At 72.0% G+C, this 26,227-nt stretch carries 20 protein-coding genes and 1 tRNA gene; 6 read left to right on the plus strand and 15 right to left on the minus strand.

Going from position 1 to position 26,227, the window contains the following annotated elements; genetic code table 11:
• On the minus strand, positions 1-1,019 hold a 1,019-nt coding region (locus ABTY59_RS33980; RefSeq protein ID WP_502995462.1), incomplete at its 3' end, for a serine/threonine-protein kinase.
• A gap of 212 nt (positions 1,020-1,231) precedes the next feature.
• Complete coding sequence (locus ABTY59_RS33985) at positions 1,232-3,748, minus strand: ATP-dependent Clp protease ATP-binding subunit (protein ID WP_352022978.1); 2,517 nt, start codon at positions 3,746-3,748, stop codon at positions 1,232-1,234.
• Between the two features lie 155 nt (positions 3,749-3,903).
• On the opposite strand from ABTY59_RS33985, the gene ABTY59_RS33990 reads away from it, so the two are divergent.
• Positions 3,904-5,238 carry a YhgE/Pip domain-containing protein gene (locus ABTY59_RS33990; RefSeq protein ID WP_352022979.1) on the plus strand — a complete coding sequence of 445 codons (1,335 nt, stop codon included), beginning with the start codon at positions 3,904-3,906 and terminating at the stop codon, positions 5,236-5,238.
• Between the two features lie 3 nt (positions 5,239-5,241).
• Here the strand turns inward: ABTY59_RS33990 and ABTY59_RS33995 are convergent, their stop codons facing one another.
• From ABTY59_RS33995 to ABTY59_RS34030, 8 genes are all read right to left on the minus strand, one after another.
• Complete coding sequence (locus tag ABTY59_RS33995; RefSeq protein ID WP_352022980.1) at positions 5,242-5,745, minus strand: hypothetical protein; 504 nt, start codon at positions 5,743-5,745, stop codon at positions 5,242-5,244.
• 53 nt (positions 5,746-5,798) lie between these two features.
• Positions 5,799-6,761 carry a hypothetical protein gene (locus ABTY59_RS34000; protein WP_352022981.1) on the minus strand — a complete coding sequence of 321 codons (963 nt, stop codon included), beginning with the start codon at positions 6,759-6,761 and terminating at the stop codon, positions 5,799-5,801.
• A 460-nt stretch (positions 6,762-7,221) separates the two neighbouring features.
• Entirely contained in the window at positions 7,222-9,225 is a 2,004-nt protein-coding gene (gene recQ / locus ABTY59_RS34005) for a DNA helicase RecQ (protein WP_352022982.1), read from the minus strand.
• A 77-nt stretch (positions 9,226-9,302) separates the two neighbouring features.
• Positions 9,303-11,120 carry an ABC transporter ATP-binding protein gene (locus tag ABTY59_RS34010; RefSeq protein WP_352022983.1) on the minus strand — a complete coding sequence of 606 codons (1,818 nt, stop codon included), beginning with the start codon at positions 11,118-11,120 and terminating at the stop codon, positions 9,303-9,305.
• Positions 11,121-11,260: 140 nt separating this feature from the next.
• Positions 11,261-11,345: transfer RNA gene (locus ABTY59_RS34015), tRNA-Leu, on the minus strand.
• Positions 11,346-11,458: 113 nt separating this feature from the next.
• The gene (locus ABTY59_RS34020) at positions 11,459-12,622 is read right to left on the minus strand and encodes an oxygenase MpaB family protein (protein WP_352022984.1); all 1,164 of its coding nucleotides are present in this window, start codon (positions 12,620-12,622) and stop codon (positions 11,459-11,461) included.
• A 21-nt stretch (positions 12,623-12,643) separates the two neighbouring features.
• A complete protein-coding gene (locus ABTY59_RS34025; RefSeq protein WP_352022985.1) occupies positions 12,644-13,696 on the minus strand; it encodes a polyprenyl synthetase family protein in 1,053 nt (350 codons plus the stop codon).
• Positions 13,689-13,967 carry a polyprenyl synthetase gene (locus ABTY59_RS34030; protein ID WP_352022986.1) on the minus strand — a complete coding sequence of 93 codons (279 nt, stop codon included), beginning with the start codon at positions 13,965-13,967 and terminating at the stop codon, positions 13,689-13,691. The genes ABTY59_RS34025 and ABTY59_RS34030 overlap by 8 nt, the downstream gene beginning before the upstream one ends.
• Before the next feature lie 229 nt (positions 13,968-14,196).
• On the opposite strand from ABTY59_RS34030, the gene ABTY59_RS34035 reads away from it, so the two are divergent.
• Entirely contained in the window at positions 14,197-15,042 is an 846-nt protein-coding gene (locus ABTY59_RS34035; RefSeq protein WP_352022987.1) for a S1 family peptidase, read from the plus strand.
• A 126-nt stretch (positions 15,043-15,168) separates the two neighbouring features.
• Positions 15,169-15,486 (plus strand): SCO0607 family lipoprotein, encoded by a 318-nt coding sequence (locus tag ABTY59_RS34040; protein ID WP_352022988.1) that lies wholly within the window; start codon positions 15,169-15,171, stop codon positions 15,484-15,486.
• A 52-nt stretch (positions 15,487-15,538) separates the two neighbouring features.
• On the opposite strand, the gene ABTY59_RS34045 is transcribed toward ABTY59_RS34040, so the two are convergent.
• Together ABTY59_RS34045 and ABTY59_RS34050 are read right to left on the minus strand one after the other, a co-directional pair.
• Positions 15,539-17,263 (minus strand): acyl-CoA dehydrogenase family protein, encoded by a 1,725-nt coding sequence (locus tag ABTY59_RS34045; RefSeq protein ID WP_352022989.1) that lies wholly within the window; start codon positions 17,261-17,263, stop codon positions 15,539-15,541.
• 52 nt (positions 17,264-17,315) lie between these two features.
• Positions 17,316-17,873, minus strand: a complete 558-nt coding sequence (locus tag ABTY59_RS34050) for a PadR family transcriptional regulator (protein WP_352022990.1) — start codon at positions 17,871-17,873, stop codon at positions 17,316-17,318.
• A gap of 131 nt (positions 17,874-18,004) precedes the next feature.
• On the opposite strand from ABTY59_RS34050, the gene ABTY59_RS34055 reads away from it, so the two are divergent.
• On the plus strand, positions 18,005-20,389 hold the full coding sequence (locus tag ABTY59_RS34055; protein ID WP_352022991.1) for an ADP-ribosyltransferase domain-containing protein: 2,385 nt from the start codon (positions 18,005-18,007) through the stop codon (positions 20,387-20,389).
• A 361-nt stretch (positions 20,390-20,750) separates the two neighbouring features.
• Here ABTY59_RS34055 and ABTY59_RS34060 read toward each other — a convergent pair whose 3' ends face one another.
• The 3 genes from ABTY59_RS34060 to ABTY59_RS34070 all read right to left on the minus strand — a co-directional run bounded on the left by ABTY59_RS34060 (position 20,751) and on the right by ABTY59_RS34070 (position 24,746).
• On the minus strand, positions 20,751-22,010 hold the full coding sequence (locus ABTY59_RS34060) for an acyltransferase family protein (protein WP_352022992.1): 1,260 nt from the start codon (positions 22,008-22,010) through the stop codon (positions 20,751-20,753).
• Between the two features lie 2 nt (positions 22,011-22,012).
• Positions 22,013-24,100 carry a bifunctional polysaccharide deacetylase/glycosyltransferase family 2 protein gene (locus ABTY59_RS34065; protein ID WP_502995463.1) on the minus strand — a complete coding sequence of 696 codons (2,088 nt, stop codon included), beginning with the start codon at positions 24,098-24,100 and terminating at the stop codon, positions 22,013-22,015.
• A 211-nt stretch (positions 24,101-24,311) separates the two neighbouring features.
• A complete protein-coding gene (locus ABTY59_RS34070) occupies positions 24,312-24,746 on the minus strand; it encodes a hypothetical protein (RefSeq protein WP_352022993.1) in 435 nt (144 codons plus the stop codon).
• Positions 24,747-24,947: 201 nt separating this feature from the next.
• Here ABTY59_RS34070 and ABTY59_RS34075 point away from each other — a divergent pair, with 201 nt between their 5' ends.
• A complete protein-coding gene (locus tag ABTY59_RS34075; RefSeq protein WP_352022994.1) occupies positions 24,948-25,895 on the plus strand; it encodes a glycoside hydrolase family 16 protein in 948 nt (315 codons plus the stop codon).
• Between the two features lie 160 nt (positions 25,896-26,055).
• Positions 26,056-26,226 carry an SflA family class IV lanthipeptide gene (locus ABTY59_RS34080; RefSeq protein WP_502995461.1) on the plus strand — a complete coding sequence of 57 codons (171 nt, stop codon included), beginning with the start codon at positions 26,056-26,058 and terminating at the stop codon, positions 26,224-26,226.
• Position 26,227 lies beyond the last annotated feature (1 nt).

The raw sequence follows: 26,227 nt of genomic DNA on the forward strand, positions 1-26,227 counted from the left end.
CGGTCAGGTCCCGAGCCGGCGGCCGGACGGTCAGGTCCCGAGCCGGCGGCCGGACGGTCAGGTCCCGAGCCGGCGGCCGGACGGTCAGGTCCCGAGCCGGCGGCCGGACGGTCAGGTCCCGAGTCGGCGGACCGTCGGTCGGGGCCCGGGCCGGCGTCGGGTTCCGGACGGGCGAGTACGCCGGCCTGGGCGATCAGGACGGGGAGCGCCAGCTCGGGCAGGAGCCGCGGGGCCCGGCGGCGGTGGCCGGCGAGCAGCCGGGCCTGGCGGCGCAGGGTGCGGGCCAGGCCGGTGGGGTCGTGGGGCGGACGGCGGGCGGAGCCGACGAGGAGGGACCAGCAGAGGTCGGTGAGGCGGACGCAGGTGTCGCCCCGGCCGTGCCACTCGGCACCGGAGGGCGGCAGGACCCCGAGCGTGCGGTACGCCTGGAGGACGGCGGCGGTGGCCCGGTGCCGCACGGGGCGGACGGCGGTGCCGACGGCGGGCGCGCCCCCGGCGCCGTCCACACGGGCGCCGTTCGCGTCCCACAGGTCCGCGAGTTCGCGGAGGGCCGCGGCGACGGCGAGGCGTTGCGGGCGGTCCGGGTGCACGAGCCGGCCCGCCATGGCGAGGACCCAGGCGACGGCGGCGCCGCACGCGGCGAGGCCCGCCTGCGGCAGGACGTCGCCGGGGGTCGGGGCGCCGTTGGCCGCCACGACGAAGGAGAAGAGCAGCAGGACCGCGCCGAGGCCGCTCAGCCGGGCCGCGTCGCAGGCGAGCTTCGCGAGGCCGGCGACCAGGGCGGTCGCGGCGACCGTCAGGGCGGCGCCCGCGCCGCCGTGCCGGGGCTGGGCCCAGGCCGCCAGCGCCGCGCCGCCCGCCACGCACGCGGTCATCGCCACGGCGACGACGGCGAGCACGCGGGCGCGGCGCGGGTAGGGCAGGTTGCGGCCGAAGGTGGTGGTGAACGACCCCAGCATCGTGGAGACGGCCTGGTCGGCGTGGCCCGCGAGGGCCAGCGGCAGCGCGGGCAGCGCCATGGCGAGCGCGGCGCGCAGCGCGAAGGACAGGGCGCCGTCCACGCTCTGCAGGGCGAGCGCGCCGCGTGGGGAGAGCGCGCTCCGCAGCCGGGCGGTCGGGCGCCGCGGGCCGGTCAGCACGCTCCGGCCCGCTCCTGGGCGCCGGGGTGGGCGCGGTACGGGGAGGTCACCGGCCGCCCGTCGGCGTGGTCGCGCACGGTGGCGAGCGGTGGTCAGGCCACGGCCGCCGTGCTCCCCGCGTCCTCGTGCTTGCGGACCGTGCAGTGCAGCGAGTCGTCCACGACGTCCGCGACGATCGTGTCGCCGGGGTCGGCCTCTCCACCGAGCAGCAGGGAGGCGACGCGGTTGTCGAGCTCCGTCTGGATCGTGCGGCGCAGCGGACGGGCGCCGAACGCCGGCTGGTAGCCGTGGGCGACGAGCAGCTTCTTCGCCGCCTCGGTGACCTCCAGGGTCATGCCCTGGGCGTGGACGCGGTGCTTGCTGCGGTCGAGGAGGTGGTCGACGATCTCCGACAGGTCCTTCTCGGTGAGGCTGTGGAAGACGATGATGTCGTCGATGCGGTTGAGGAACTCGGGCAGGAAGCGTCCCCGCAGGTCCTCCATCAACTCGTCCTTGAGTTCGGCCGCGTCGCCCTCGTGGGCGAGGATGCGGTGGGCGCCGATGTTGGACGTCATGATGACGACGCAGTGGCGGAAGTCGACCGTGCGGCCCTGTCCGTCCGTGAGGCGCCCGTCGTCGAGGATCTGCAGCAGCGTGTTGAAGACGTCCGGGTGCCCCTTCTCGACCTCGTCGAAGAGGACGACGCTGTACGGCTGGCGGCGGACCTTCTCGGTGAGCTGGCCGGCCTCCTCGTAGCCGACGTATCCGGGAGGCGCGCCGACGAGCCGGGCGACCGTGTGCTTCTCCTGGAACTCGCTCATGTCGAAGCGGATCATGCGGTCCTCGGCGCCGAAGAGCAGTTCGGCGAGGGTCTTGGCGAGTTCGGTCTTGCCGACGCCGGTGGGCCCGAGGAAGAGGAAGGAGCCGACGGGGCGGTTCGGGTCGCCCATGCCCGCCCGGTTGCGGCGCACGGCCTCGGAGACCGCGGTGACCGCCTCGTCCTGGCCGACGATCCGGGCGTGCATCTCCTCCTCCAGCCTGAGGAGCTTCTCCTTCTCACTGGCCGTGAGCTGGGAGACCGGGATGCCGGTGCGGCGGGAGACGATGTCGGCGATGTCGGAGGCCGTGACTGAGACGACGCCCTCGCGGCGCTCCTCGATCCCGGCGAGCTCGCCCTCGACCTCGGCGATCTGCTCCTTGACGTCCTTGGCCTTCTCGAAGTCCTCGGCGGCGACGGCCTGGTCCTTCTCGCGCCGCAGCTTCGCGAGCCGGTCCTCGCGGCTGACGACCTCGGTGGAGCGGCCGGCGCTGCGGAGCCGTACGCGCGCCCCTGCCTGGTCCATCAGGTCGATGGCCTTGTCGGGCAGGAAGCGGTCGCTGACGTACCGGTCGGAGAGCTCGGCCGCCGCCGCGAGGGCGCCGTCGGCGAAGCGGACCTGGTGGTGGGCCTCGTAGGCGTCCCGCAGCCCTTCGAGGATCTGCACGGTCTCCTCGACGGTCGGCTCGGGGATCAGGACGGGCTGGAAGCGGCGTTCGAGCGCGGCGTCCTTCTCGATGTGCTTGCGGTACTCGTCGATGGTGGTGGCGCCCACCACGTGCAGCTCGCCTCGGGCGAGGGCGGGCTTGAGCATGTTGCCCGCGTCCATCGAGCCCTCGCCGGTGGCGCCCGCGCCGACGACGGTGTGCAGCTCGTCGATGAAGAGGACGATCTGCCCTTCGGCCTGCTGGACGTCCTCGATGACCTTCTTCAGGCGTTCCTCGAACTGCCCGCGGTACTGCGCTCCGGCGACCATGCCGGACAGGTCGAGCGAGACGACCCGCTTGTCCTTGAGCGTGTCCGGCACCTCACCCGCGACGATCCGCTGGGCGAGCCCCTCCACGATGGCGGTCTTGCCGACGCCGGGCTCGCCGATGAGGACGGGGTTGTTCTTGGAGCGGCGGGAGAGGATCTCGACGGTCTGCTCGATCTCGTCGGCCCGCCCGACGACCGGGTCGAGCCTGCCCGCCTTCGCCTCCTCGGTCAGGTCCCGGCCGTACTCGTCGAGGGTCGTGGCCGGCTGCTTCGCGGCGGCGGGGGTGCCGCCGGGCTCCGGGCGGGCGGCCTGGTCGGTGAGGCCGCGCAGCTTCCGCACGTCCAGGTCCTCGGCCCGCAGGAACCGGGACGCGCCGGAGTCGGCGTCTCCGAGGAGGGCGCTGAGGATGTGCTCGGGGCCGATGTACGAGACGCCCGCCGCCTGCGAGTAGGCGTGGGCGGTCGCGAGGGTGCGCTTGGCCGCCGGGGTGAGCCCGGGTCGGGCCGACGGCTCGGCGGACTCCCCGGGGAGCACCTCGGCGAGCTGTCCGGCGAGCCGGTCCGGGTTCACCCCGCCCTGGGACAGGAGGCGGCGGGTCGGCTCGACCTGGGTGGCGGCCCACAGGAGGTGCTCGGTGTCGAGGTCGGAGCTGCCGTCCTCGTCGGCCTTGCGGGCGGCCGTGTTCAGCAGTTCATGGGCGGATTCGGTCAGCAGCCGTCCGATGGGCACGCGCTGCACCGCCGGGGGCGAGGACGCGGGCGACATCCCGAAGAACCGGTCGAACAGGTCGCTGAAGGGGTCCGACGAACCGAAGGGCGAACCGAACGCCATCGACATGGCAGCTCCTGGTGGCGCGAATAGGGGGTCTTCCCCACTCAAACCCGGCGCCCACCGCTCCGCAATCGGAGCGGGACCGGCGGGGCGCCCGACACGCCCACCCGCATGGGCGCCCGAAATGCCCGGATCGCGGTCGGGCCGTCGACGATGGCCCCATGACCTCCGCGATCCCTCCGAACGCCCCGGAGCCCGAGCCCGGGACCGGCCACGACGCCCCGGAGCCCGAGCCCGGGACCGGCCGCGCCCCCCAGGTGCGCGCCCTCGTGCTGGCCCGGCACGCCAAGCTGTGGCTCGTACCGGCCGTCCTGTGCGCCCTGGTGTCGTTGCTGCTGTCGCTCCTCTACATGGGCGGCATCCTCAGCCCCAGCGACCACCTGGACCGGCTCCCGATCGCCCTGGTCGACGAGGACGAGGGCCGGCCACTGCCCGGGCAGCCGAAGAACCTGGGGCAGCAGATCACCGACACGATCGCCGCGACGGGCTCCACGAAGGCCGACATCGACTGGCGCCGCCTCGACCGGGCGGAGGCCCAGGACGCGCTCGACTCGGGCAAGGTCTTCGGCGCCCTCGTCGTCCCCGCCGACTTCACCGCGGCCGTGACCGCGCTGACCACGAACCGGGCGACGGCCCGCCCGACGCTCCTCGTGCTCACCAACCCCGGCCTCGGCAGCCTCGGCTCGTCCCTGGCCTCCCAGATCAACCAGGGCGCGGCGCACCAGGCCTCGCTGGCCATCGGCAAGCAGCTCTCGGCGACCGCCGCCACACCCACGGCACGGGTGCTCCTGACCGACCCCGTCACCGTCACGACCCGCGTCGGCCATCCCATCGGCCGGCACAGCGGTCTGGGCCTGACCGCCTTCTACTACACACTGCTGCTCGTCCTGAGCGGCTTCATCGGCGGCAACCTCGTGCACAGCGGCGTCGACACCGCGCTCGGCTACACCGACAGCGAGATCGGCCCCTGGCACACCCGCCGGCCGACGGTCCCCGTGAGCCGCACCCAGACCCTCGTCCTGAAGATGCTGATGACCGCGGGGATCTCGCTCCTGACCACCACGCTCGTCATGGTCGCCACCATCGGCATCCTCGGCATGGACGCCAGCCATCTGCCGATGCTGTGGGTCTTCTCGTACTGCGCGACCGTCGCCGTCGGCCTGGGCGTCCAGGCCATCAACGCCGCCTTCGGCGGGATCGGTCAGCTCGTGTCCATGTTCGTCTTCATCGCGCTGGCGCTCCCCTCCTCCGGGGCGACCGTCCCCCTGGAGGCCACCCCGGCGTTCTACCGCTTCCTGGGGATCTTCGAGCCCATGCACCAGCTCAGCGCGGGCGTCCGGTCCATCCTGTACTTCGACGCCCGGGCCGACGCGGGTCTCGCCCGCGGCTGGATCATGATCGCGGTCGGTGTGGTGGTGGCCCTGGTGTTCGGCTTCGCGATGACGCACTACTACGACCGCAGGGGGCTGCGCCGTCTCACGCCGCAGCCCGAGTGAGCGCTACCAGGTGCGGCTGAACTGGATGGAGCGGTTGTCGTTCCGCAGGCTGAGGACGGAGTGCCCGGACCGGGGGCCGATCATCTCGGAGGCCCCCTTGTACCCGGCGCTGTAGTACAACGTGCCGACGTAGCCCTCGTACCAGTTGTAGGCGGAGGCCGCGTTGTTGCCGGCCGCCTGGCCGCCGCCCGAGCCCGTGCCGTCGCAGAAGTAGAGCGGACGGGCCGGGGAGTACGGCATCTTCAGGGCGAGCATGTCGTAGATGGGGTGGCCGATGTTGACCCAGGCGCCCGCGTAGTTGGGGCTGTAGTACAGGCGGAACCGGTACTCCTCCGACTGGGAGGCGCACTTCTCCATCGACATGATGGTCATCTCGTCGGTGGAGACCCACGCGGTGGGGTCGCCCTCCGCGTGGGCCATGCCCGTGCCGGTGAAGGCGGAGGCGCCCATCACGGCGGCGACGACGGCGGCGCGCAGGCTGCGGCGCGGGGTGGTCGAGGTCTGCATCGGGAACTCCTGGATGATCGTCGGGACGGAAACCGTCGGGGAAGGGACAGGGGTCAGGGGCGGGCGAGGACGCCCGCCGCCGTGCGCAGGGTGGTGTCGAGGGCGCGGCGGTCCGCCGCGAGCGCGGACGCCTCGCGCGTGATGGCCGCGCGCTGGATCCGGGTCTCCGCGTCGTGCCAGACCTCCGCGACGCGGTACGTGGCCCGGCAGCCGAGATCGGCGAGCGCCGTGTCGATCTCCAGGCGGGAGGGGCCCCCGGGCCGGGGCCGGAAGCGGGGGTCGTCGTTGGCGGCCATCGGCGCCGGGTACGTGTACCCCTCGGCCTTCATGCAGGCCGACCAGCGCGCGAAGACCTCCCGCACCCGCGGGTCCCGCGTGGACGCGGGGTACGAGTCGTACGTGAGGCGCTGCACCAGCGGGGAGACGCCCTGCGACGAACCACCGAGGGTCCGGCGCGCCTCGCCGAAGCAGCCGCCCTCGGGGATCCTCCGCCCCGCGTAGACGCCGCCCCGGACCTCCGGGCTCGCCTTCTCCCGGATCTCGGCGGGCACGTCGGTGCCGCCCAGAACCAGCTCGACGTCGTCCGAGGGCCGGGGCCGCGCGTCGGCCTCGCGCAACGCCTGGTCGTAGCGGGCCTGTTGGGCCGGGTCCACCTGGTAGCCGAACTTCGCGGACATCGCGGCGTCGTGGATCCCGTACCGCCAGTCGAGCAGGTTCTTCGGGCCGATCTCGGGCAGCTCGGGGGCAGGCTTCCAGTCGATGCCGAACCCCTTGAGGCACCGGTCCACCAGCTTCTGCTCCGCGCGCGCCAGGGTCCTGGTCTGCTCGGCGGTGGGGCGGTACGCCTCCATGGGCAGGGTCCAGGCCGACGGGTCGGCGGCGGGACCCGCGGGAACGGTGCGGGAGACGGTGGCGGCGGCGGGACCCGGCTGTCCGGCGGAGCACCCGGTCAGGGCGAGGGCGGTCACGGCGAGCGCCGCGCCCGTCCGCAGGATGCTGTCCCGGCTGCTCGTCATCGGCGGAGGGTTCCTCACAGGAGTGGAAGGGGGTGCGCGGATCCGTAGCCTCCCGAGGCGGTACGGCCCCGGGGCGGCGACCGGAAAGCTAACAGCGCGCTCCGGGCCCGTGCCGCCGCCCCGATCCGCGTCCCGCGCCGTCCCGGAGGCCGTCCCGGAGGCCATCCCGCAGGCCGTCCGTTCCGCGGGTCCCCGCGCCGTCTCCGCAGGTCGCGGGTTCAGCGGGGCCCTCGCGTGTGTCCCTTCGCGCGTGCTCCCCAAGCGTCGCCCGGAACCGTTCCCACCCCGTCCCCGACCCGTCCCGGGTCGCGTCCCGTCCCGTCCCGTCCCGGGACCGCGGCCCCAGCGTCGGCACTGGCACTGGCACTGGCACTGGCACTGGCACTGGCACTGGCACGCAAACGACCGGAGGCCGTATCGGATGTCTCCGATACGGCCTCCGGCGACCGGGGGGCCCGGTCTACTCGTCCTCGTCCCACGGCGGTTCGAGCTCGTCCATGTCCCACGGCGGCTCCTCGTCGGAGGACGGCGGGGCGTCCGCAGCCGCTCCCCGCGCCGGTGCCGGGGCTGCGGGCGCGGACGCGTGGCCCTCCCCGGCGCCTCCGGACCCCGCCAGCGCGGCGAGGACACCCTCCGCGTACTTGGCGAGCTTGGCCTCGCCCACGCCGCCGACGGTGCCGAGCTCGGCGACGGTGGCGGGCATCCGGGTCGCGATCTCCCGCAGCGTCGCGTCGTGGAAGACGACGTACGCCGGGACGCCCTGCTCGCGCGCCGTCGCCGCCCGCCAGGCACGGAGGGCCTCGAAGACCGGCACGGCGGCCTCGGGCAGGTCGACCGGTACGCGGGCGCCCTTGCCGGAGCGGGATCCGGGCTCCTTGCGGGCGGCGGCCACCGCCTTCTCCTTGCGCATCGGGACCTGGCGGCGTCCGCCGAGCACCTCGCCGCTCTCCTCCGTGAGCACCAGCGTCCCGTAGTCGCCTTCCACCGAGAGCAGCCGCTGCGCGAGGAGCTGGCGGACGACGCCGCGCCATTCGGCGGTGCCCAGGTCCGATCCGACGCCGAAGACCGAGAGCGCGTCGTGGTCGAACTGGATGACCTTGGCGGTCCGCTTGCCCTGGAGGATGTCGATGATCTGGCCGGCGCCGAACTTCTGACGCCGCTCCTTGGCGAGCCGCCACACGGTGGACAGCAGCTTCTGCGCGGCGACGGTCCCGTCCCAGGACTCGCCCGGCGTCAGACACGTGTCGCAGTTGCCGCAGGGCTCGCCGGACTGCCCGAAGTACTCCAGGAGCCGCACGCGGCGGCAGTCGACCGTCTCGCAGAGCGCGAGCATGGCGTCCAGGTGCAGGGCCAGGGAGCGCCGGTGCTGCTCGTCGCCCTCGGAACCGTCGATGAGCTTGCGCTGCTGGACGACGTCCTGGAGGCCGTACGCCAGCCACGCCGTGGCGGGCTCGCCGTCGCGCCCGGCGCGGCCCGTCTCCTGGTAGTAGCCCTCGACGGACTTGGGCAGGTCGAGGTGGGCGACGAAGCGCACGTCCGGCTTGTCGATGCCCATGCCGAAGGCGATGGTCGCCACCACGACGACCCCGTCCTCGCGCAGGAAGCGCGCCTGGTTCTCCGCGCGCGTCCGGGCGTCCATGCCGGCGTGGTACGGGACGGCGTCGATGCCCTGCTCCACGAGCTGGGCCGCGGTCTTCTCCACCGAGGCGCGCGAGAGGCAGTAGACGACGCCCGCGTCCCCGGCGTGCTCGGTCCTGATCAGCTCCAGGAGCTGCTTGACCGGGTTGTTCTTCGGGACGATGCGGTACTGGATGTTCGGCCGGTCGAAGCCGGCGACGAAGTGCCGCGCGTCCTCCAGACCGAGCCGCTTCGCGATCTCCGCGTGGGTGGCCTCGGTGGCGGTCGCGGTCAGCGCGATGCGGGGGACCTTCGGCCACCGCTCGTGCAGCATCGACAGCGCGAGGTAGTCGGGGCGGAAGTCGTGGCCCCACTGCGCGACGCAGTGCGCCTCGTCGATCGCGAAGAGCGAGACCGTGCCCCGGTCGAGCAGCCGCTGGGTACCCTCGGTGCGCAGCCGCTCCGGGGCCAGGTAGAGCAGGTCGAGCTCGTCGGCGAGGAACGCCTGCTCGACGGCCTGCCGCTCGTACGGGTCCTGCGTCGAGTTCAGGAAGCCGGCCCGCACCCCGAGCGCTCTGAGCGCGTCCACCTGGTCCTGCATCAGGGCGATCAGGGGCGAGATCACGACGCCCGTGCCCGCTCTGACGAGGGCGGGGATCTGGTAGCACAGCGACTTGCCGCCGCCGGTCGGCATCAGGACGAGCGCGTCGCCGCCGCCGACGACCTGCTCGATGATCTCCCGCTGCTCCCCGCGGAAGGAGCTGTAGCCGAACACGCGGTGGAGCACCCGGGCGGCGTCGGAGATCTCGGCGGTGGGGTCGGGGGCAGGGGCGTCGGAAAGGACCATTTCTGAAGCCTAGCCGTCCGCACCGACACCCCGGCCCCGCCCGGGGCAACCCGTGGACAACTCCCGGAGCGACCGGATCAGCGCAGGCCGGCCGCCGCGGGGGTGTCGTCGAGGAAGCCGCCCGACTGGTGCTGCCACAGCTTCGCGTAGGCGCCCCCGGCGGTGAGCAGCTCCTGGTGCGAGCCCTGCTCGACGATCCGTCCGCGGTCGAGGACGACGAGCCGGTCCATGGTGGCGACGGTGCTGAGCCGGTGGGCGACCACGAGCGCGGTGCGGCCGTCCATGAGCCGCCACAGCGCGTCCTGGACGAGGATCTCGCTCTCGGAGTCCAGGGCGCTGGTCGCCTCGTCGAGCAGCAGGATCGGAGCGTCGCGGAGGATGGCGCGGGCGAGGGCGACCCGCTGGCGCTGGCCGCCGGAGAGCTTCACCCCGCGCTCGCCGACCATGGTGTCGAAGCCCTCGGGGAGGGAGTCGACGAACTCGGTGACGTGCGCCGCCTCGGCCGCGCGCCGGATCTCCTCCTCGGTGGCGCCCGGCCGGGCGAAGGCGATGTTCTCCCTGAGGGTGCGGTGGAACATGGCGGGGTCCTGCGGCACGTACGCGATCATGCCGCGCAGTTCGTTCTGCCGGAGCCTGCTGATGTCCTGGCCGCCGATGGTGATCCTGCCGCCGTCGATGTCCGTCATCCTCAGGAGCAGCCGGGTGAGCGTGGTCTTGCCGCCGCCGGACCGGCCCACGAATCCGATCTTCGCGCCGCTGGGCACGTCGAGGTCGAGGTCCTCGAAGAGCGGCTTCGCGCCCGCGTGGGCGAAGGTCACCTTCTCGAAGCGGACCTCGGCGTCCCGGGCCGCGAGGCGTTCCGGTTCCTCCGGGTCGAGGACGGTCGGCGGGTCGAGGAGGAGTTCGGTGAACTGCGCGGCCTCCGTCATCGAGCCTTCGAGGCGCCGGTAGATCTGGTTGAACTCGAACATGATCCGGGTGGCGTTGGCGTAGTAGGTGAAGGCGACGATGACGGCCTCCACGCCGTGCCCTCCGCCCCCGAGGGTGACGGCGAGGACGAGGCCGAGGACGTTCGTCAGGACGGACATCGGAGCGACGACCGTGTCGATGCGCAGGTTGCCGTAGTCCCAGGAGCGCAGCGTGAGCCGGCGGGACTCCGCGACGCGGGTGCGGTGCTCGGCCGCCTCGCGCCTCTCGGCTCCGAAGGACCGGACGGTGTCCATGTTCGTGAGGCTGTCGGCGACGTGCCCCGACACGCGGGCGATCGCCTGTTCGCGCTGGGCGACGAGCGCCTGCCGGCGCCGGATCAGCGGGGCCACGCCGACGCCGGTGACGGTGATCAGCACCAGGAGACCGACCACGAGCAGCGGGTCGTACTGCCAGAGCACCACCGACGCGAACAGCAGGGGCACGAGGCTGCCCATGACCGAGAAGGTCAGCGTGTCGACGAACTCCTCGAAGCGGGAGGCGAAGCTGAGGACCCGTTTGGTCAGCGATCCCGCGAAGTTGTCGTGGAAGAACGCGGCGTCCTTGGCGAACAGTTCGTCCATGCCGATGACGTACAGGTTCTCGATGCCGCGGGCGTCGAGGCGGTTGAGGCAGTGCAGTCCGACGCGCCACAGGGCCTCGCCGAGCAGCAGGACGCCCGCGAAGACGAGGACGTAGGGGAGGAGCGGTCCGAGCCCTCCGCTGGTGCCGTCGCCGGCGATGTGGCCGACGAGCTTGGCGACGACGAGCGGGGCGATGTAGTTGATGCCGATGTTGCCGAGTGCCGGCAGCAGGAGAGCGGGAGCCGTCAGCCATCGGAGACGGAGCAGTTCCCGTGCGTAGAAGCGGAGTGCGAGGAGTACCGAGCCCTTGTTCGGCAAACCCTCGTGCGATTGCGGTGATCCCATACCCAACCCTGTGTTGTCGTACCGAAGGTGAGCAAAAGGGAGTCTCCCGCGTGGGCGCCGCCACGGTCCAAGCATTTTCCGTCCGGGAACGCCCAGAGGCGGCCGGGATGAATCCCGGCCGCCTCTGGGGCCATGCCTTGTGTCCGAGGGGGGACTTGAACCCCCACGCCCGATAAAGGGCACTAGCACCTCAAGCTAGCGCGTCTGCCATTCCGCCACCCGGACCGGTAGCCCGCCGCGATCCGCATCTCTGCTCCCCGCGGCGACAGAGAACAATCTACCAGGCCTCCGGGCCCCTCTTCACCCACGTTTCCGGTGGTCAGCGGGGGTGAGCGGCGTCACGGCTCGACGGTCGCCGCCGGCGGGGTCCAGCGGCGGGTGCGGGGTGGGCCCGGCGGGAGGCCGTAGTCCTTCCTGAGGTGTTCCGGGATGGCGTAGTGCATGACGCGGCCGCGGGTGAGCGAGGACAGTTCGAGGACGGTGGTGAGGTGGCCGAGGCGGTCCAGGACCCAGGCGCCGAGCGGGGAGCGGTCCTCGATGGTCTCCAGGACGCCGAGGAGGTGGGGGACGGACTTCACGACGGTGTCCCACGGGGTGCGGGGCACGTCCAGCCAGTCGCCGCAGGTGTCGCCGACGAGGTGTCGGATGAGCGCGGAGACGATGGGGTCGAAGAAGGAGCCGGGGACGACCTCCTCGTACAGGTCGATGAGCTGCCGGGTCAGGTGGACGCCCTCGGGCGACGGTCCCATGTGCCGGATCATGTACAGGTCGAGGAAGCGGCGGCCCTCGTCCAGGTTCGCGGGGACGGCGTCCTGGTCGACGCCCAGCATCGCGCCGACCACGCGCCAGGCGTAGAAGTAGGCCTCGGCCCCCTCCTGTGACATGTGGATGCCGAGGCGGTGCAGGCTGTCCAGGACGAGCATCGAGAAGAACATCTGCCCGCCGATCATGTCCTCCTGGCAGATCGGCACTCCCAGGGTCCCGACGTCCCAGCGGTTCTCGCGCCGCAGGTGGTGCCGGATCGAGGCGTGCAGGAGGCGGACCTTCTGCGCGGCGGGGATGAAGCGGCTGCCGGCCTCGAAGGCGTCGGGCCGCATCAGGTAGACCGTGAACTGCCCGGTCTCCGCCATGCGCTTGGAGGGGTACTTAAGACCGTGGGTCGCCGACAGCAGCTTCGCCACGTGCGGGACGAGGTAGCAGGCGGGCATGGAGGCGAAGGACAGCGCGGTGGAGATGTGCACGTTGTTGTCGACGAAGAACAGCCGGGCCTTCTCCATCTCCGCCCAGTCCACCCAGGACGGTGGGGCGCTCGTGGCGCGGAGGTACTCCCGGGCGACGTCGGGCAGCCCGTCCGGCAGGGGGGAGCCCGCGGTGGACACGTACCGCATGAGGGTGTTGAACGTGCCGACCTCTCCGCGTTCGAAGAGGGTGGCGACCGTGGCGTCCGCGAGTTCGTCGCCGGTCCGCCGCAGGGCGTCCATCGAGGCCTCGGTGAGGGGCATGGGCAGGCTCCTTGTACTCCGTCAGGATCGGCGGGCCGAGGCCGAGTGCGCCAGGGCGGTGAGCGCGGCGGCGGGCACCGGGGGCAGGTTCAGCTCGTCGAGGGCGCCGAGGGCCTCGCCGACCCGCTCGGCGATCATGGCCTCGACCCGGTCGGGCGCTCCGAGCCGCCGCATCTCCTCGCGTACGTCCTCCAGGGCGTCCCCGTCGGGGTCGGGCCGGCCGAGCAGCTCGCGCAGTCGCGCGCGCTCCGCCTCGCCCGCGAGCCGCCAGGTCTCGGCGAGCAGGGTCGTGGGCCGCCGTCCGCGCAGGTCGTCGGCGTTCGCCTTGCCGGTGGCCTCCGGGTCGCCGAACAGGCCGAGGAGGTCGTCCCGCAGCTGGAACGCCTCGCCCAGCGGCACGCCGTACGCGGAGTAGCCCGCGCGCAGCCGCCCGCCGGCGCCGGCCAGGGCGCCGCCGATCAACAGCGGCTGTTCCACGGTGTACTTGGCGGTCTTGTAGCGGATCACCTTCAGCGAGGCCGTCGTGTCCGGGGCGGTACCGGTGTGCAGGATCTCCAGGCACTCCCCCGCGACGAGGTCCCGCGCGAGCGCCGCCCAGAGCGGGCGGGCCCGGCCGAGGTAGGCGGCGGGCAGGCCGCTGGTGGCGAAGAGCTGTCCGGCGAGCGACATCAGCAGGTCGCCGACGAGCATCGCGAGCGAGCGGGCTCCCGCGGCGGCCCGCGGATGGTGCCCGAGCGCGGCGCGCAGGGCCACGTGCGCGGTGGGCCGCCCGTGCCGCAGCGGGCTGTCGTCGATCAGGTCGTCGTGCACGACGGCGGCCGCGTGCACCAGTTCCATCGAGGCCGCGGCCCGCACCAGCGCGTCGCTGTCCGGCTGTCCGACGGCCCGCCAGCCCCAGTAACAGAACGCCGCCCGCAGCCGTTTGCCGTCCGCGGCCGCCGACTCCAGCTGCTCCGCCACCGGGCCGAGCGCCGGGTCGACCGCCGTGAACGCGTCGGCCTCGTGGGCGACGTAGCCGCGCAGCACCTCGTCGACGCGCGTCTTGAACGCGGTCGGCTCCCCCCGCTCAGCCACCGTCGGCGGCCCGCCGCGCCCTCGCGTGCCGGGCGAGGACCTCCAGATGGGCCGGCGACGGGGCCAGGTAGCGGTCGAGCACGAGCCGCCCGCGCGCCTCCAGGTCCCGCTCGGCCTCGGCGGCCACCTCGGCGGCGTCCGCGCGCCTCAACAACCCCCGCACCAGGCCGATGCCCGATCCCAGCGTGGTCACCGCCAGGTCCGCGAGGCCCGCCGCCAACAGCACCGCGCGCTCGTCCAGGCCCTCACGGGACCCCGGTTCTCGCGTCACACCCACTCCCCCGCACCCGCAGCGTCGACGTCTCCCCTTGAGGCTGACGCCGGACGGGTGGCGGCCGCGGCGGAACTCACGAACGAGTGATCATTTCGCCGGGGCGCTTGACACCCGCGTCCCGCCTCGGCCCCGGACGCCCTCTTGCCACGCGAACGACCCCTTCCGAGAATGCACATGACAACCGAAGGATTCTCGGTTGCACGGTCATTCAGAGGGGAACCCCCACATGAAGAAGCCTCTCGTCGGCACCCTGCTCGCCCTGCTCCTGACAGGAGCGGCGGCGGTCCCGGCCACGGCCTCCGCACCCCGGGAGGCGGCCACGCGGGCGCCGGCCGTCGCCGCCGTCGACTTCGCGGGAACCGTCGCGCTCAGCAACTGTTCCGGCTCCGTCGTCCGCACCCCCAGCTCCCTGCCGAGCGACCCCGCGCTCGTGCTCTCCAACGGTCACTGCCTGGAGACCGGCATGCCGACGGCGGGCCAGGTCATCAAGGACCGCCGGTCCAGCCGTTCGTTCACCCTGCTCAACTCGGCCGGCACCGGCGTCGGGACCCTGCGCGCGAGCAAGATCGCGTACGGCACGATGACGGACACGGACATCTCGATCTACCAGCTGACCAAGACGTACGCGCAGATACAGAGCCAGTACGGCATCGCCGCCCTGACCCTCAACGACGCCCACCCGACCCAGGGTTCGTCGATCAAGGTGGTCTCCGGGTACTGGAAGCGGATCTACAGCTGCAACGTCGACGGCTTCGTCTACCGCATGAAGGAGGGCGAGTGGACCTGGAAGGACTCGGTCCGCTACACCTCCGCCTGCAACACGATCGGCGGCACCTCCGGCTCGCCCGTCATCGACACCACCACCGGCAAGGTCGTCGCCGTCAACAACACGGGCAACGAGAGCGGTGAGAGCTGCACCGTGAACAACCCGTGCGAGATCGACCAGAACGGCACCGTGACCGTCCGCCAGGGCATCAACTACGCCCAGGAGACTTACACGATCGTGCCCTGCGTCGGCCCCGGGAACGTGATCGACCTGAACCGCCCGGGGTGCGCCCTGCCCAAGCCGTGACGCCCGCGCCGTCCCCGTGGACCCACGGGGACGGCGTACGACTCACCCGCAGGTGAGTACGCGTACTCATCACGGGGCCGCCCCGCTCGCCGAGACTGTGCGCATCAGCGAGAGAGGCCAGTGAACGTGACCATCCAGCCAGACCGACGCGCCGTCCCCGCCCTCGTCGTCGCGGGCCTGACCGCGGCCCTGCTCCTGACGGGCTGCGCGAGCCAGGAGCGCGTCTGCGGCTCGGGCCGCTACCCCGTCAAGGCGGTCGGCAACACCGCCGGACAGGACTGCGTGGCCGACGGCCAGGAACCGGCCGAGGGCTGGGTCCGCTATCCCCGGGGCCAGGAGCCCGTGTACGTCGGCGACGCCTGGGACCGGCACTGGAGCACGCTCGTCGTGGACGCCGAGGGCAGGACGGCGGGAGGGCCGACGCCCCCGGCACCCACGGGCTGAGCGCGCCGGTCCCGGGGCGCCGTCCCGCACGCCCCGGGGTGCGCGAGACGGGTCAGGGCCTCATCTCGTACGCCCCCGACAGCGCCTCCACCCGCTGCCAGACCCGCCCCGACCGCGCCTCGTCGACGACGGGGCGGCGGACGGCGCCGAGCGCCCAGAGCTGCTGCTGCTCGGTCGCGGAGTCCTTGCCGTGCAGTTCGACGGCGTGCGCGGAGAAGTCCCGGACGAGCACGGCGAACAGCTCGTCGAGCACGTCCTCGTCGAGCCCGGTCAGCGCGGCCTGCTCCAGGACCAGCTGCCCGTGCACGACGAGCGCGAAGAGCTGGCCGACGGCGAGGAGGAGGTCCAGGTCGCGGCTCTGCTCCTCGTCGGGTGCGGCCTTCAGCACGAACTCGCAGAGCGCGTCGGCCTGTTCGCGGAAGCGGGCCACGTTGGCCACATGGGCGTACGCCTCGTAGGCGGGGCGCCAGTCGTGGAAGCGGACCGAGCCGAGGCCGCGGGCCGGGCCCTGCCGGAAGAGGAACGTGTCGTCGGCCGCGTCCAGGCGGGTCGGGACGGGCTCATACGCGACCGGGTCGAGCAGGTGGTTGCGCATGAACTTCAGGATCAGCGCCAGGTTGACGTGGACCGTGCCCTCCAGCTTCGGCAGCCCGCGGATCTCCACGGCGGCCTCCGCGAAGTAGTTGTCCTTCTCGAAGCCCTTGGCGGCGATGACGTCCCACATCAGGTCGATGACCTTCTCGCCCTCCGTGGTCACCTTCATCTTCGTCATCGGGTTGAAGAGGAGGTAGCGGCGGTCGTCGGGGCCCGCGGTGCGGAAGTAGTCGACGGCGCGGTCGCTGAACAGCTTCATGCCGACGAGACGGACGTACGCGTCGGTCAACTCGCGCCGCACGTGCGGGAAGACGGTGACCGGCCGGCCGTACAGGATGCGGTTCTGCGCGTGGGTGACGGCCTCGTACATCGCGTGCTCGCAGATGCCGATCGAGGCGGTGCACAGGTTGAACTTGCCGACGTTGACGGTGTTGAGCGCGGCGTCGAACGCGGCCCGTCCCGTGTGCAGCACGTCCTCGGCGGCGACCGGGTACTCCTCCAGGCGGAACTCGGAGACGTACTTGGAGGAGTCGACGACGTTCTTCACGAGGTGGTACGCGGGGTGGCGGCTGTCCGCGGCGAAGAAGACGTAGCCGTCGGGACCCTCCACGTCGGTGCGGCGGCCGAACACCGAGACGAGACCGGCGGCGTTGCCGTTGCCGATGTAGTACTTGGAGCCGGTGGCCCGGAAGCCGCCCGTGCCGTCAGGCTCCAGGAGCATGTCGGTGGAGTAGATGTCGGCGCCGTGGGACTTCTCGGAGAGGCCGAAGGCGAACACCTCGCCCTGGGCGAGGAGTTCGGCGGCGCGGGCGCGGGCCTCGGCGTTGTCGCTCTGCCAGACCGGACCGAGCCCGAGGATCGTGACCTGCCAGGCGTACCAGTAGTCGAGGCCGTAGAAGCCGAGGATCTCGTTGAGGGCGGCGATGCGGGCGGTGTCCCAGCGCTTGTCGCCCTCGCCCGCCCCCGCCGCGGCGGACGGCGTCAGGAAGGTCGCGAAGAGCCCCTCGTCGGCGGCGAAGGCGAGGAAGTCGCCGAGCCAGGCCCGGGTGCGGTAGTCCTCGATGATCCGGCGCTTGCCGCGCGCCTCGAACCAGTCCACGGTGGCGCGCAGCAGCCGGCGGGTCTCCGGATCGAAGTGGGCGGGGTCGTAGGTGTGCGGGTTGAACAGCAGCGGGTCGGCCATGACGTCCGCCTTTCCTGGATCGGGAGGTGGTGAGGAGGGGTGGGTGCCGGGGTCAGCACCCGGTCCGGAAGCGCGCGAGGGTGGCGAGGACGTCGTCGAGCCAGGCGATCATCATCCGCTCGTACGCGACGCCGCCGCGCAGCACGGCGTGCTGGAGCTCCCGCTCGGCGTCGAGCGGGACGTCCGTCCCGGCCGGCGGGAAGTCCCGGGCCTCGCCCGCGAGGTAGTGGTCGAGCCGGTCGGTGTGCGCCTGCCGGTGCCGCTCGACCTCGCCGATCAGCGCGGCCGGATCGTCGAAGGCGGCGCCCCGGATCTTCACCGCGAGGTCGTGCCGCACGCTCTCGGGCTCGATCGGCGCCTGCAGCCACGCGGAGAGCGCGTCCCGTCCGGGCCCCGCGACGGAGTACTCCTTCTTGTCGGGACGCCCCTGCTGCGGCACGTCCCGGACGTCCACCCAGCCGTCGCTCTCCATGCGCTTGAGCACGCGGTAGATCTGCTGGTGGGTGGCGGTCCAGAAGTATCCGATGGACCGCTCGAAGCGCCGGGCCAGCTCGTAGCCGGATCCGGGCTTCTCGAGCAGGGACACGAGGATCGCGTGGTCGAGCGCCATGCGGAGGATCTTGCTATGCAACGAGTTGCATAGCAAGGCGGACCGGTGCGATGAGACACGGCTCACGGGCGTTGTCAGTGGCGGGCGATAGCTTCGAGATCGTTCGCAAGGGTGCACGAGAGGGGGAAATCGTGGGTGTCGAGCGTGACCTGAAGGTCGTTCTCGTCGACGTCAACGACGAGGTGGTGGAGGCCTGGCGGTCCGCTTTCGCGGACACGCCCGAGGTCGAGATCCGGCAGGGTTCTCTTCTCGACGTGGACGTCGACGCGTGGGTCTCCCCCACCAACGCGAAGGGCCGGATGGACGGCGGGGTCGATGCCGTCGTCAAGCGGCATCTCGGTGCCGGTGTGCAGGTGCGGGTGCAGCGGGCGATCCGCGAGCGGTTCGGCGGGAGTCTGCCGGTGGGCAGCGCGGTGTGCGTCCCCTCCGGGGCGTCCGTGCCGAGGTATCTGATCTCGACCCCGACGATGCGGCAGTCCTCGCAGGACGTCAGCGAGACGATGAACGTGGCACTGGCGTGCGCGGCGGCGTTCCAGGCGATCCACCTGCGGAACCTGGCGAAGCCCGGCAGCATCCGCTCGGTGGCGCTGGTCGGGATGGGCGCGCGGACGGGGCAGGTGCCCGCGGGCGTGTGCGCCAATCTGATGTGGACGGGGTTCACCCTGTTCCACGACCACGGGTTCGCGGACTACGACGCGTTGCGGGCGGCGGTACTGGGGCAGTTGGAGGACATCGAGGGCGCGGGGGCGGCGCAGCGGGTGCGGATCAAGGTCCCGGCACCGTCGGCTCCCTCCCCCGCACCGGCCGGCTCCCCGGCGCCTTCCGGCTCCGCACCGGCCGACTCCCCCACACCTCCTGCCTCCGCGCCGGCCGACTCCCCCACACCTTCAGCCGCCGCCTCGCCCGTCGAGGCTCCCTCGGCTCCGGTCCCTGCCGAGCCCCCGTCCTCGGTGGACCCCCTGGGTCTCGCCGAGCTGTTCAAGGGGGGTGGTGAGCCGTGGCTGCCGCTGCTCGCCCCGGTGATCGAGGCACAGCCGGGGGCCGGCGCCTTCATCGGCACGAAGCGGAGCCCGGAGGTGGTGCCGGTCCGCGAGCTGACGTTCCAGGCGCTCAAGCCGCACCCTCCTCACAAGTGGAAGGTGGTCGCCTTCGGGCAGAACCCGTACCCGCGGGCGGAGAGCGCGACCGGCATCGCGATGTTCGACAACACCTTCCACGACTGGAAGGACAGCCAGTTCGGCCGGGTGGTGAGCATTCGCTGCATCATCAAGGCGGCCGCGATGTGGAAGTACGGCGTCGCCAAGAAGACCCCGATCGCCGATGTCCGGTCGCTCCTGAAGAAGGAGGACACGGTCCAGCCGCCGGAGTGGTTCCAGGCGATGCTGACCCAGGGCGTGCTCCTGCTGAACGCCTCGCTCACCGCGAGTGCGGACGGGGCGGTGCCGACCGATCGGCACACCGCCTTCTGGCGGCCGGTGGCCGAGCAGATCGTCGAGGAGATCCTCCGGGCGAAGCAGGACGCCGAGGAGGAGGACCGCGGGGTGGTGTTCGCCTGGTGGGGGGCGCACGCCCGGAGCCTGAAGCGGGTGGTCCAGCGGCTGGAGAAGAAGTACCCGGGGGTCGAGGTGCGGCACCTGGACCACGTGAACCCGGCGGCACAGGGGGACGTCTTCTGCGAGGGGGACCACTTCGCCCAGGTGAACGACGCCCTGGCGGCGGTGGGGGCCGAGCCGGTCGACTGGCTGCCGAGCAGGGGCTGGGACCGGAACACGACGGAGGCCGCCGGCTCCCAGCGGATGGGCGCGTTCATCGCGTCGACGATGGAGCTGCACCAGCTCTATCTGGAGCGGCTCACGAGCGTCAAGGACGAGGGGCTCGTCCTGCCGCCGATCACCGGGGTGTTCGACACACCGGTGCTGGACTTCCGGACGGCGGTCGAGCCGGTGACGAAGGTCCTCAAGAACCTCGACCGGTACGTGGAGCGGTCGAGCCGCTTCGCGGAGGCCAAGGTGGCGGAGGCGGGGAGCGGTCTGTCCGCGGACGCGATCTCGGCGCTGTACCTGTACACGTGCGAGTCGGCGTTCTACCGCGAGATCAACGCGGTGCTGCGGTCCCCGGACCGGGAGCGCCTCGTGCCGTACCTGCCGTACCTGCGTCTGCTGTTCTCCGCCGTCGCCGACCTGCCGGTACGGAAGCAGCCCTTGTGGCGGGGTGTGGCCCTCGACCTGCGGTCCCAGTATCCGCTGGGCCGCACGGTGACCTGGTGGGGCGTCTCGTCGTGCACGTCCGAGCCGGGCGTGGCCCGGGCGTTCCTCGGGAGCCGGGGCAGGCGGACCCTGTTCGAGGTGACGCCGGCGCGCGCGGTGGGCATCCGCCGGTTCTCCGCGTTCACGGGCGAGGAGGAGTACATCCTGACGCCCGGCACCCAGCTGAAGGTGACGGAGGTGACGAACGAGCGCGGCGGACTGTGCACCGTGCGCCTGACGGAGCTTGAGGGGCAGGGCCTGGTGTCGTAGCGCGCGCCGAGTCCGGCCGGTACACGGGCGAAGAGCCCGTGTACCGGCCGGCGGGCCGGTCAGCGGGCCGGTCAGCGGGCCGGTCAGCGGGCCGGTCAGCGGGCCGGTCAGCGGGCCAGGTGTCGCCGGAAGAAGGCCTCGATGAGGGCCGCTCCGGCCTCTCGCTGGGCCGCTTCGGTCAGTTGGGGCTCGAAGGGGGAGCCGTCCCTGTCGGTGGACGCGCGACCCGCCCCGAGGTTGCGCCTCCCCGCGCCGCCTGCTCCTCCGAGCCACGACCGGGCCGACCCGTCACGGCGGGTCGAGCCACAACCGGGGCCGCCCGCCGCGGCGGGTCGGCCCCCTCCCTCACCCGTGACCCGCCTCAGGCACCGGCCCGGCGTCGGCCCCGGGTGCGGGTGCGGCGCGGGTACGGGAAGAGGCGCGGCGGGCGCTTGGCCGCCACGTCCTCGACCCAGCCGAAGGTCAGCACCAGCAGGGCGATCAGGGGGATCGCCACCAGCAGCGGGAACCACTGGCTGGTCAGCAGCCACTGGCCGTGCTCGTAGAAGAAGCCGACGGACCAGAGGGGGTCGATCAGGGGGATGGCGGCCACCAGCGCGGTCTCGTGCCAGAGGTAGACGCTGACGGCGCGTGCGTTGAGCAGGCTGACCAGGCCGTTCCAGCGCTCCAGCGGTCTGGGCCACTCTTCCCAGGAGGGGCTGACGTGGAGCAGGAGGGCGACGAAGCCGAAGGACCACAGGGCCTGGGCGATCGGCCAGCTCTCGATGTCCGTGGGCACGGTCGGATCGACCGGGCGGGTCTGCAGGTACCACCAGCCGGCCACCATGATCAGTGGCGCGATGGACGGCACGACGTACTGCGGGATCTTCTTGAGCAGGCCCTCCTGGTGGGCCATGCCGAGGATCCAGCAGGAGCCGAAGGTGGCGAAGTCGGTCGCGGTCTCCCAGACCCGGCTGTAGACGAACTCCTGGTCGATGAAGAACGTGTTCATGACGATCGACAGGGCGATCGGCGCGGCCAGCGTCACCACCGGCATCCGCCGCAGCGCCCACAGCATCAGCGGTGAGAGCAGGACGAACCAGAGGTACGCGCGGAGGTACCAGAGCGGGACGATGACCTGTGCCGCCCAGCCCTGGCCCACGAGATGGTCGAAGCCGTTCAGCGAGTCGGCGTACGGCGGAGTGCTCAGCGGCACGAACCAGAACAGCAGCTTGCCCCACCACCAGCCGGGGTGGCCCTCGGCGTCGGGCCCCCAGCCGTCGAGGATCTCGATGGTGAGCATGACCCCGCCGAACAGCCACATCGGCGGCAGCAGTCGGCGCAGCCTGCCCCGGATGACACCGAGGGCCGGACGGCTCAGCGAGCGTGTCATCAGCGACCCGGCCAGCGCGAACATCACGCCCATCGACGGGAAGACGATGGGCAGCCAGAACCAGCCGAAGTTGTGGTAGAGCACCACACGGACCAGCGCCAGCGCGCGCAGCAGGTCGAGATAGCGGTCCCGGCCGCCCTTGCGCGGGGCCGGTGCCACCGGCTCCGACTCGGACTCCCGCCGCAGGGCGACGGGGATCCTCAGCCGGACGGTGTCCTGGGTGCCCCCGAACTCGAAGGACGCGGTCATGGTCAGGCCTCCACCGGTGCGGCGACCTCGCCGGTGCGCCGGAGCTTCTGCCAGCGCAGTCGGCCACCGGTCAGCGCCGTGATCGCGGACTGCAACAGGACGATGTACATCAGCTGCCGGTAGACCAGCTGCTGGATCGGCAGGCTGATCAGATGCAGGGGCTTCTCGCCGTCGAGCCGGAAGGCGTACCAGGACAGTGCGGCCTGGAGCAGGATGAAGCCGGCCCAGCTGGCGAGGGTGATCGGGGCGTCCGCGAACAGCACGCCGTACAGCAGGAACAGGTCGACGAGCGGCGCGAGGAGCGGGGCGACCACGCCGAACAGCACGACGAGCGGCAGCCCCACGCGGCCGAAGCGCCCGGCCGGTCCGCGGGACGTCACGGCGCGGCGGTGCTTCCACATCGCCTGCATGCTGCCGTAGCTCCAGCGGTACCGCTGCGACCAGAGCTGCGGGAGGCTCGCGGGAGCCTCGGTCCAGGCGCGGGCCCGCTCGGCGTAGACGATGCGCCAGCCGTCGCAGAGCACCGCCATGGTGATGTCGGTGTCCTCGGCGAGCGTGTCGTCGCTCATTCCGCCGACCCGCCGCAGGGCCTCCTTGCGGAAGGCGCCGACCGCGCCGGGGATGGTCGGGATGACGTTGAGCATGTCGTACATCCGGCGGTCCAGGTTGTGGCCGAGGACGTACTCGATGTGCTGCCAGGCGCCGATCAGGCTCTCGCGGTTGCCGACCTTGGCGTTGCCCGCGACCGCGCCGATGGACCGGTCGCCGAACGGCTGGACCAGCTCGCGCACGGTGGACGGCTCGAAGACGGTGTCGCCGTCCATCATCACGATGATCTCGTGCGACGCGGCCGCGATGCCGGTGTTGAGCGCGCTGGACTTGCCGCCGTTGACCTGGCGGATCAGCCGGACGAACGGCAGGTTCATCTCCTCGACGATGTCCGCGGTGCCGTCCGTGGAGCCGTCGTCGACGACGATGACCTCGATCGGATAGTCGCTGGCGGCCAGCGAGTTGAGGGTGTTCGCGATGCACTCGCGCTCGTTGTAGGCCGGGACGAGGACGGTGACCGGCTCGGTGACGGGGGCTCCCCAGGCGTTCCGCCGCCGGGAGCGCCGGGCGTGGAGCGGTGCCAGGACGAGCATCAGGGCGAAGCGGCCGAAGTTGAGGAAGCCGACGAGGGCCAGCAGTCCGACCAGGACCGGCAGGGTGAGCACGGCGACGTGGCTGGCCCAGATGAATCCCTTGCCCGCCCACAGCTGGTAGCCGTGGACCGGCACGGTGGCGTTCGAGGCGCCGAGGGCCTCGGAGATGGTGGCGAAGCGGTACCCCTCGCCCTGCAGCTTGCCGATGATCTGCTCGAGCGCGTCGATGGTCTCGGTGCGGTCGCCGCCCGCGTCGTGCAGCAGGATCAGCTCCCCCGCGCCGGGCCTGCGCGGCAGCGCCGCCTTCACGATCGCGTCGACGCCCGGGCGCTTCCAGTCGTCGGTGTCCCGGTCGATGAACGCGGTGAGGTAGCCGTGCGCGCCCACGTACTTGATCACCGGGTAGTTCCAGTCGTCGAGCGCCGAGGCCTCGGAGGAGTACGGCGGGCGGAACAGCGCGCTGTGGACGCCCGCGACGCCGGCCAGCGCCAGCTGCGTCTGCGCCAGCTCCCAGCTGATCCTGGCCCGGGACTGGTACGCCAGGTCGGGGTGGGTGAAGGTGTGCACGCCGATCTCGTGGCCGCCCGCGACGATCTGCCGGATCAGCTCCGGGTGGCGCGTGGTCATCGCACCGGTCACGAAGAAGACGGCGTGGATGCGGTGGGCCGCGAGCACGTCCAGGATCTTCGGGGTCCACTCCGGCGAGGGGCCGTCGTCGAAGCTCAGGACCACGGTGTGGTCGGGGATCCGATAACTCTCCGGGTGCTCGTTCTTGGCGCCGCGCGCGTCGACGATCGGGCCGCCCTTGAGCAGGTTCCCCGGCACGGTCGTCTTGTCGACCGAGGTCGCGATCCGGGTGTCGTGGAACGCCTCGTTCGTGGCGAGGCCGCGCAGGACCAGGAGCGCGAGCAGGCAGGCCAGCAGGGACAGCGGCATGAAGAAGCGCAGCGGCGGCGCAGCCAGTCGGCGCGGCCTCAGCAGGGACTGCCGACGACGCTGGTGGCGGGACAAGGACGCTCCTGGAGATGGGTGGTGCGGACGATCAGGCACGCTGGGCCGTCCCGCCGGCTCTGCTCCGGGCGGCACGACGGTGGCGGCGTGTCACGAGGTGCGGCGTGACGGCCGGATGTTCCGGGTCGGGTGTCGCCGACCGAGCCTGCTAGGGGCGGGCGGGCGACACGTGCGACATGGTGGGCACGAACGAGGGTTTCGGCGGTATCCCCATCGCCGGGGCGTCCGACTGCACGCCGATCAGGCTCCCGCCCATGGCGGCGGCCAGAATCGCGCCGACCACGGAGACCGGCCAGCCGAAGCGCCGGAACAGGCGGCTGCGCAGACCCGACTGGTCGACGAACACCGGTGCCGGAGCAGGCTCCACCTCGGGCGACACCCCGTGCGATACCTCGTGCATCACCCCGTGCGACACCCCATGCATTTCGGACACGTCGAGGTGCGCCGGGTACGCCGGTGCATGCCCGAAGGGTGTGGTGGCTTGGCGCATCTTGTGTGGCCTTTTTGTGCAGGGTGTGGAGACCGCTGAAGCGTAGAGCGGACCGTAGCGCACGACGGGGAGCGATTGGAGCGTGATGCGCATATTTGACATGATCTGTTCGAGCGTCGTAACCGGATCGGTATGTCGAACAGGCGCTCTCCGTCCGAAGGATGGACGGGTCGGTCGCGCGGGCGAAATGGCTTGAAGCCTTCGCTAGGATGACCCCTCGATTCACGGGATCAGCGAGTGATCCGCATGCGACGGGCGTGTCCGAATGCCGCCTCTGCACCCCAAGGAGCCTGTGTGAGCCAGTCCCGCCGCACCCGACGCCGCGCGTGGGCCGTGCTCACGCTGCCCGCCGCCCTGTGCGTCCTCGCCGCCTGTTCCGCCGGGCCCGCGTCCGAGGGGGGCGCCGACGCCGCCGCGCCGGCACGGGACGCCTCGCCGAGTCCGTCCGGACCGCCGGGAACCCTGTTCGACGACTTCCACTACAGCGGCGCGGACGACCCCGCGCTCGGCGCGCACGGCTGGGAGATCCGTACGGGCGGGGGCGGCCCGGGGATCAAGGACACCTGGGGCGCCACCGGCGCCGGCTTCGTCTCCGACACGACCGCCCAGGGGGGCACGGTCCTGCGGCTGCGGTCCTCGACCGACGGCACCGAGCCGGGCACGGAGCAGGTCGAGGTGCAGACCACCGGCACGAACTTCTTCACGGGGACGTACGCCGCCCGGATCCACCTCAGCGACGAGCCCACGAGCGGCCGCGACGGCGACCACGTCGTCCAGACCTTCTTCCCGATCTCCCCGGCGGACTCCTCGGAGAACTACAGCGAGCTCGACTTCGAGTACCTGCCGAACGGCGGCTGGGGCTCGGTGGGTCCGCAGCTCGACAACGTCAGCTGGTACAGGGCCGATCCGCCGGACCGGGTCAGCCACAGCCTCAAGCGGCCCCTCGGGGGCTGGCACACGATGGTGATCACCGCGATGGGCGGGAAGGTCGTCTACGCGCTGGACGGCAAGGTCCTCTTCACCAGCTCCGGCACGTACGTCCCGCGCGAGAAGATGGACATCCACTTCAGCAACTGGTTCATCGACCTTCCCTTCGCCGGTGGCGAGCGGACCTGGGACATGAAGGTCGACTGGGTCTACTACAAGGCCGACGAGGCGGTCTCCGCGGCGGACGTCCAGAAGGCGGTGGACGGCTTCCACAGCGCCGGCACCGACTACGTCAACACCGTGCCGCAGTCCTGAGCGTCTGGAGAATCGTTTCTCTCCTGTCCCTTGTCAGGGAGTTCACCGCCTCCCTACCTTGGTTCAGCGAGTCCCGGCCCAGCGGGTCCACCGGCCCGGTCCGGCCGTCCCCTGTTCCTCAGCGCACGACACCACCTGGAGGCGTCACATGCCCTTAGCCGTGCCGGATCTGCTGGAAAGCGCCGGAATCCGCGACGCGGGTCCCCTGGAGATCGACGACGAGGCGATCGCGTTCGAGGACGACGACCGCAGCGACCGCGAACACACCGCGTGTCTCGCCGACCCCTGGGTGACCGCCACCACCCGCTTCGCGTGTGACCTGAACTCGTAGC

The organism is Streptomyces sp. NPDC096079, assembly GCF_040303145.1.
In the GTDB taxonomy this organism is placed as follows: Bacteria; Actinomycetota; Actinomycetes; order Streptomycetales; family Streptomycetaceae; genus Streptomyces.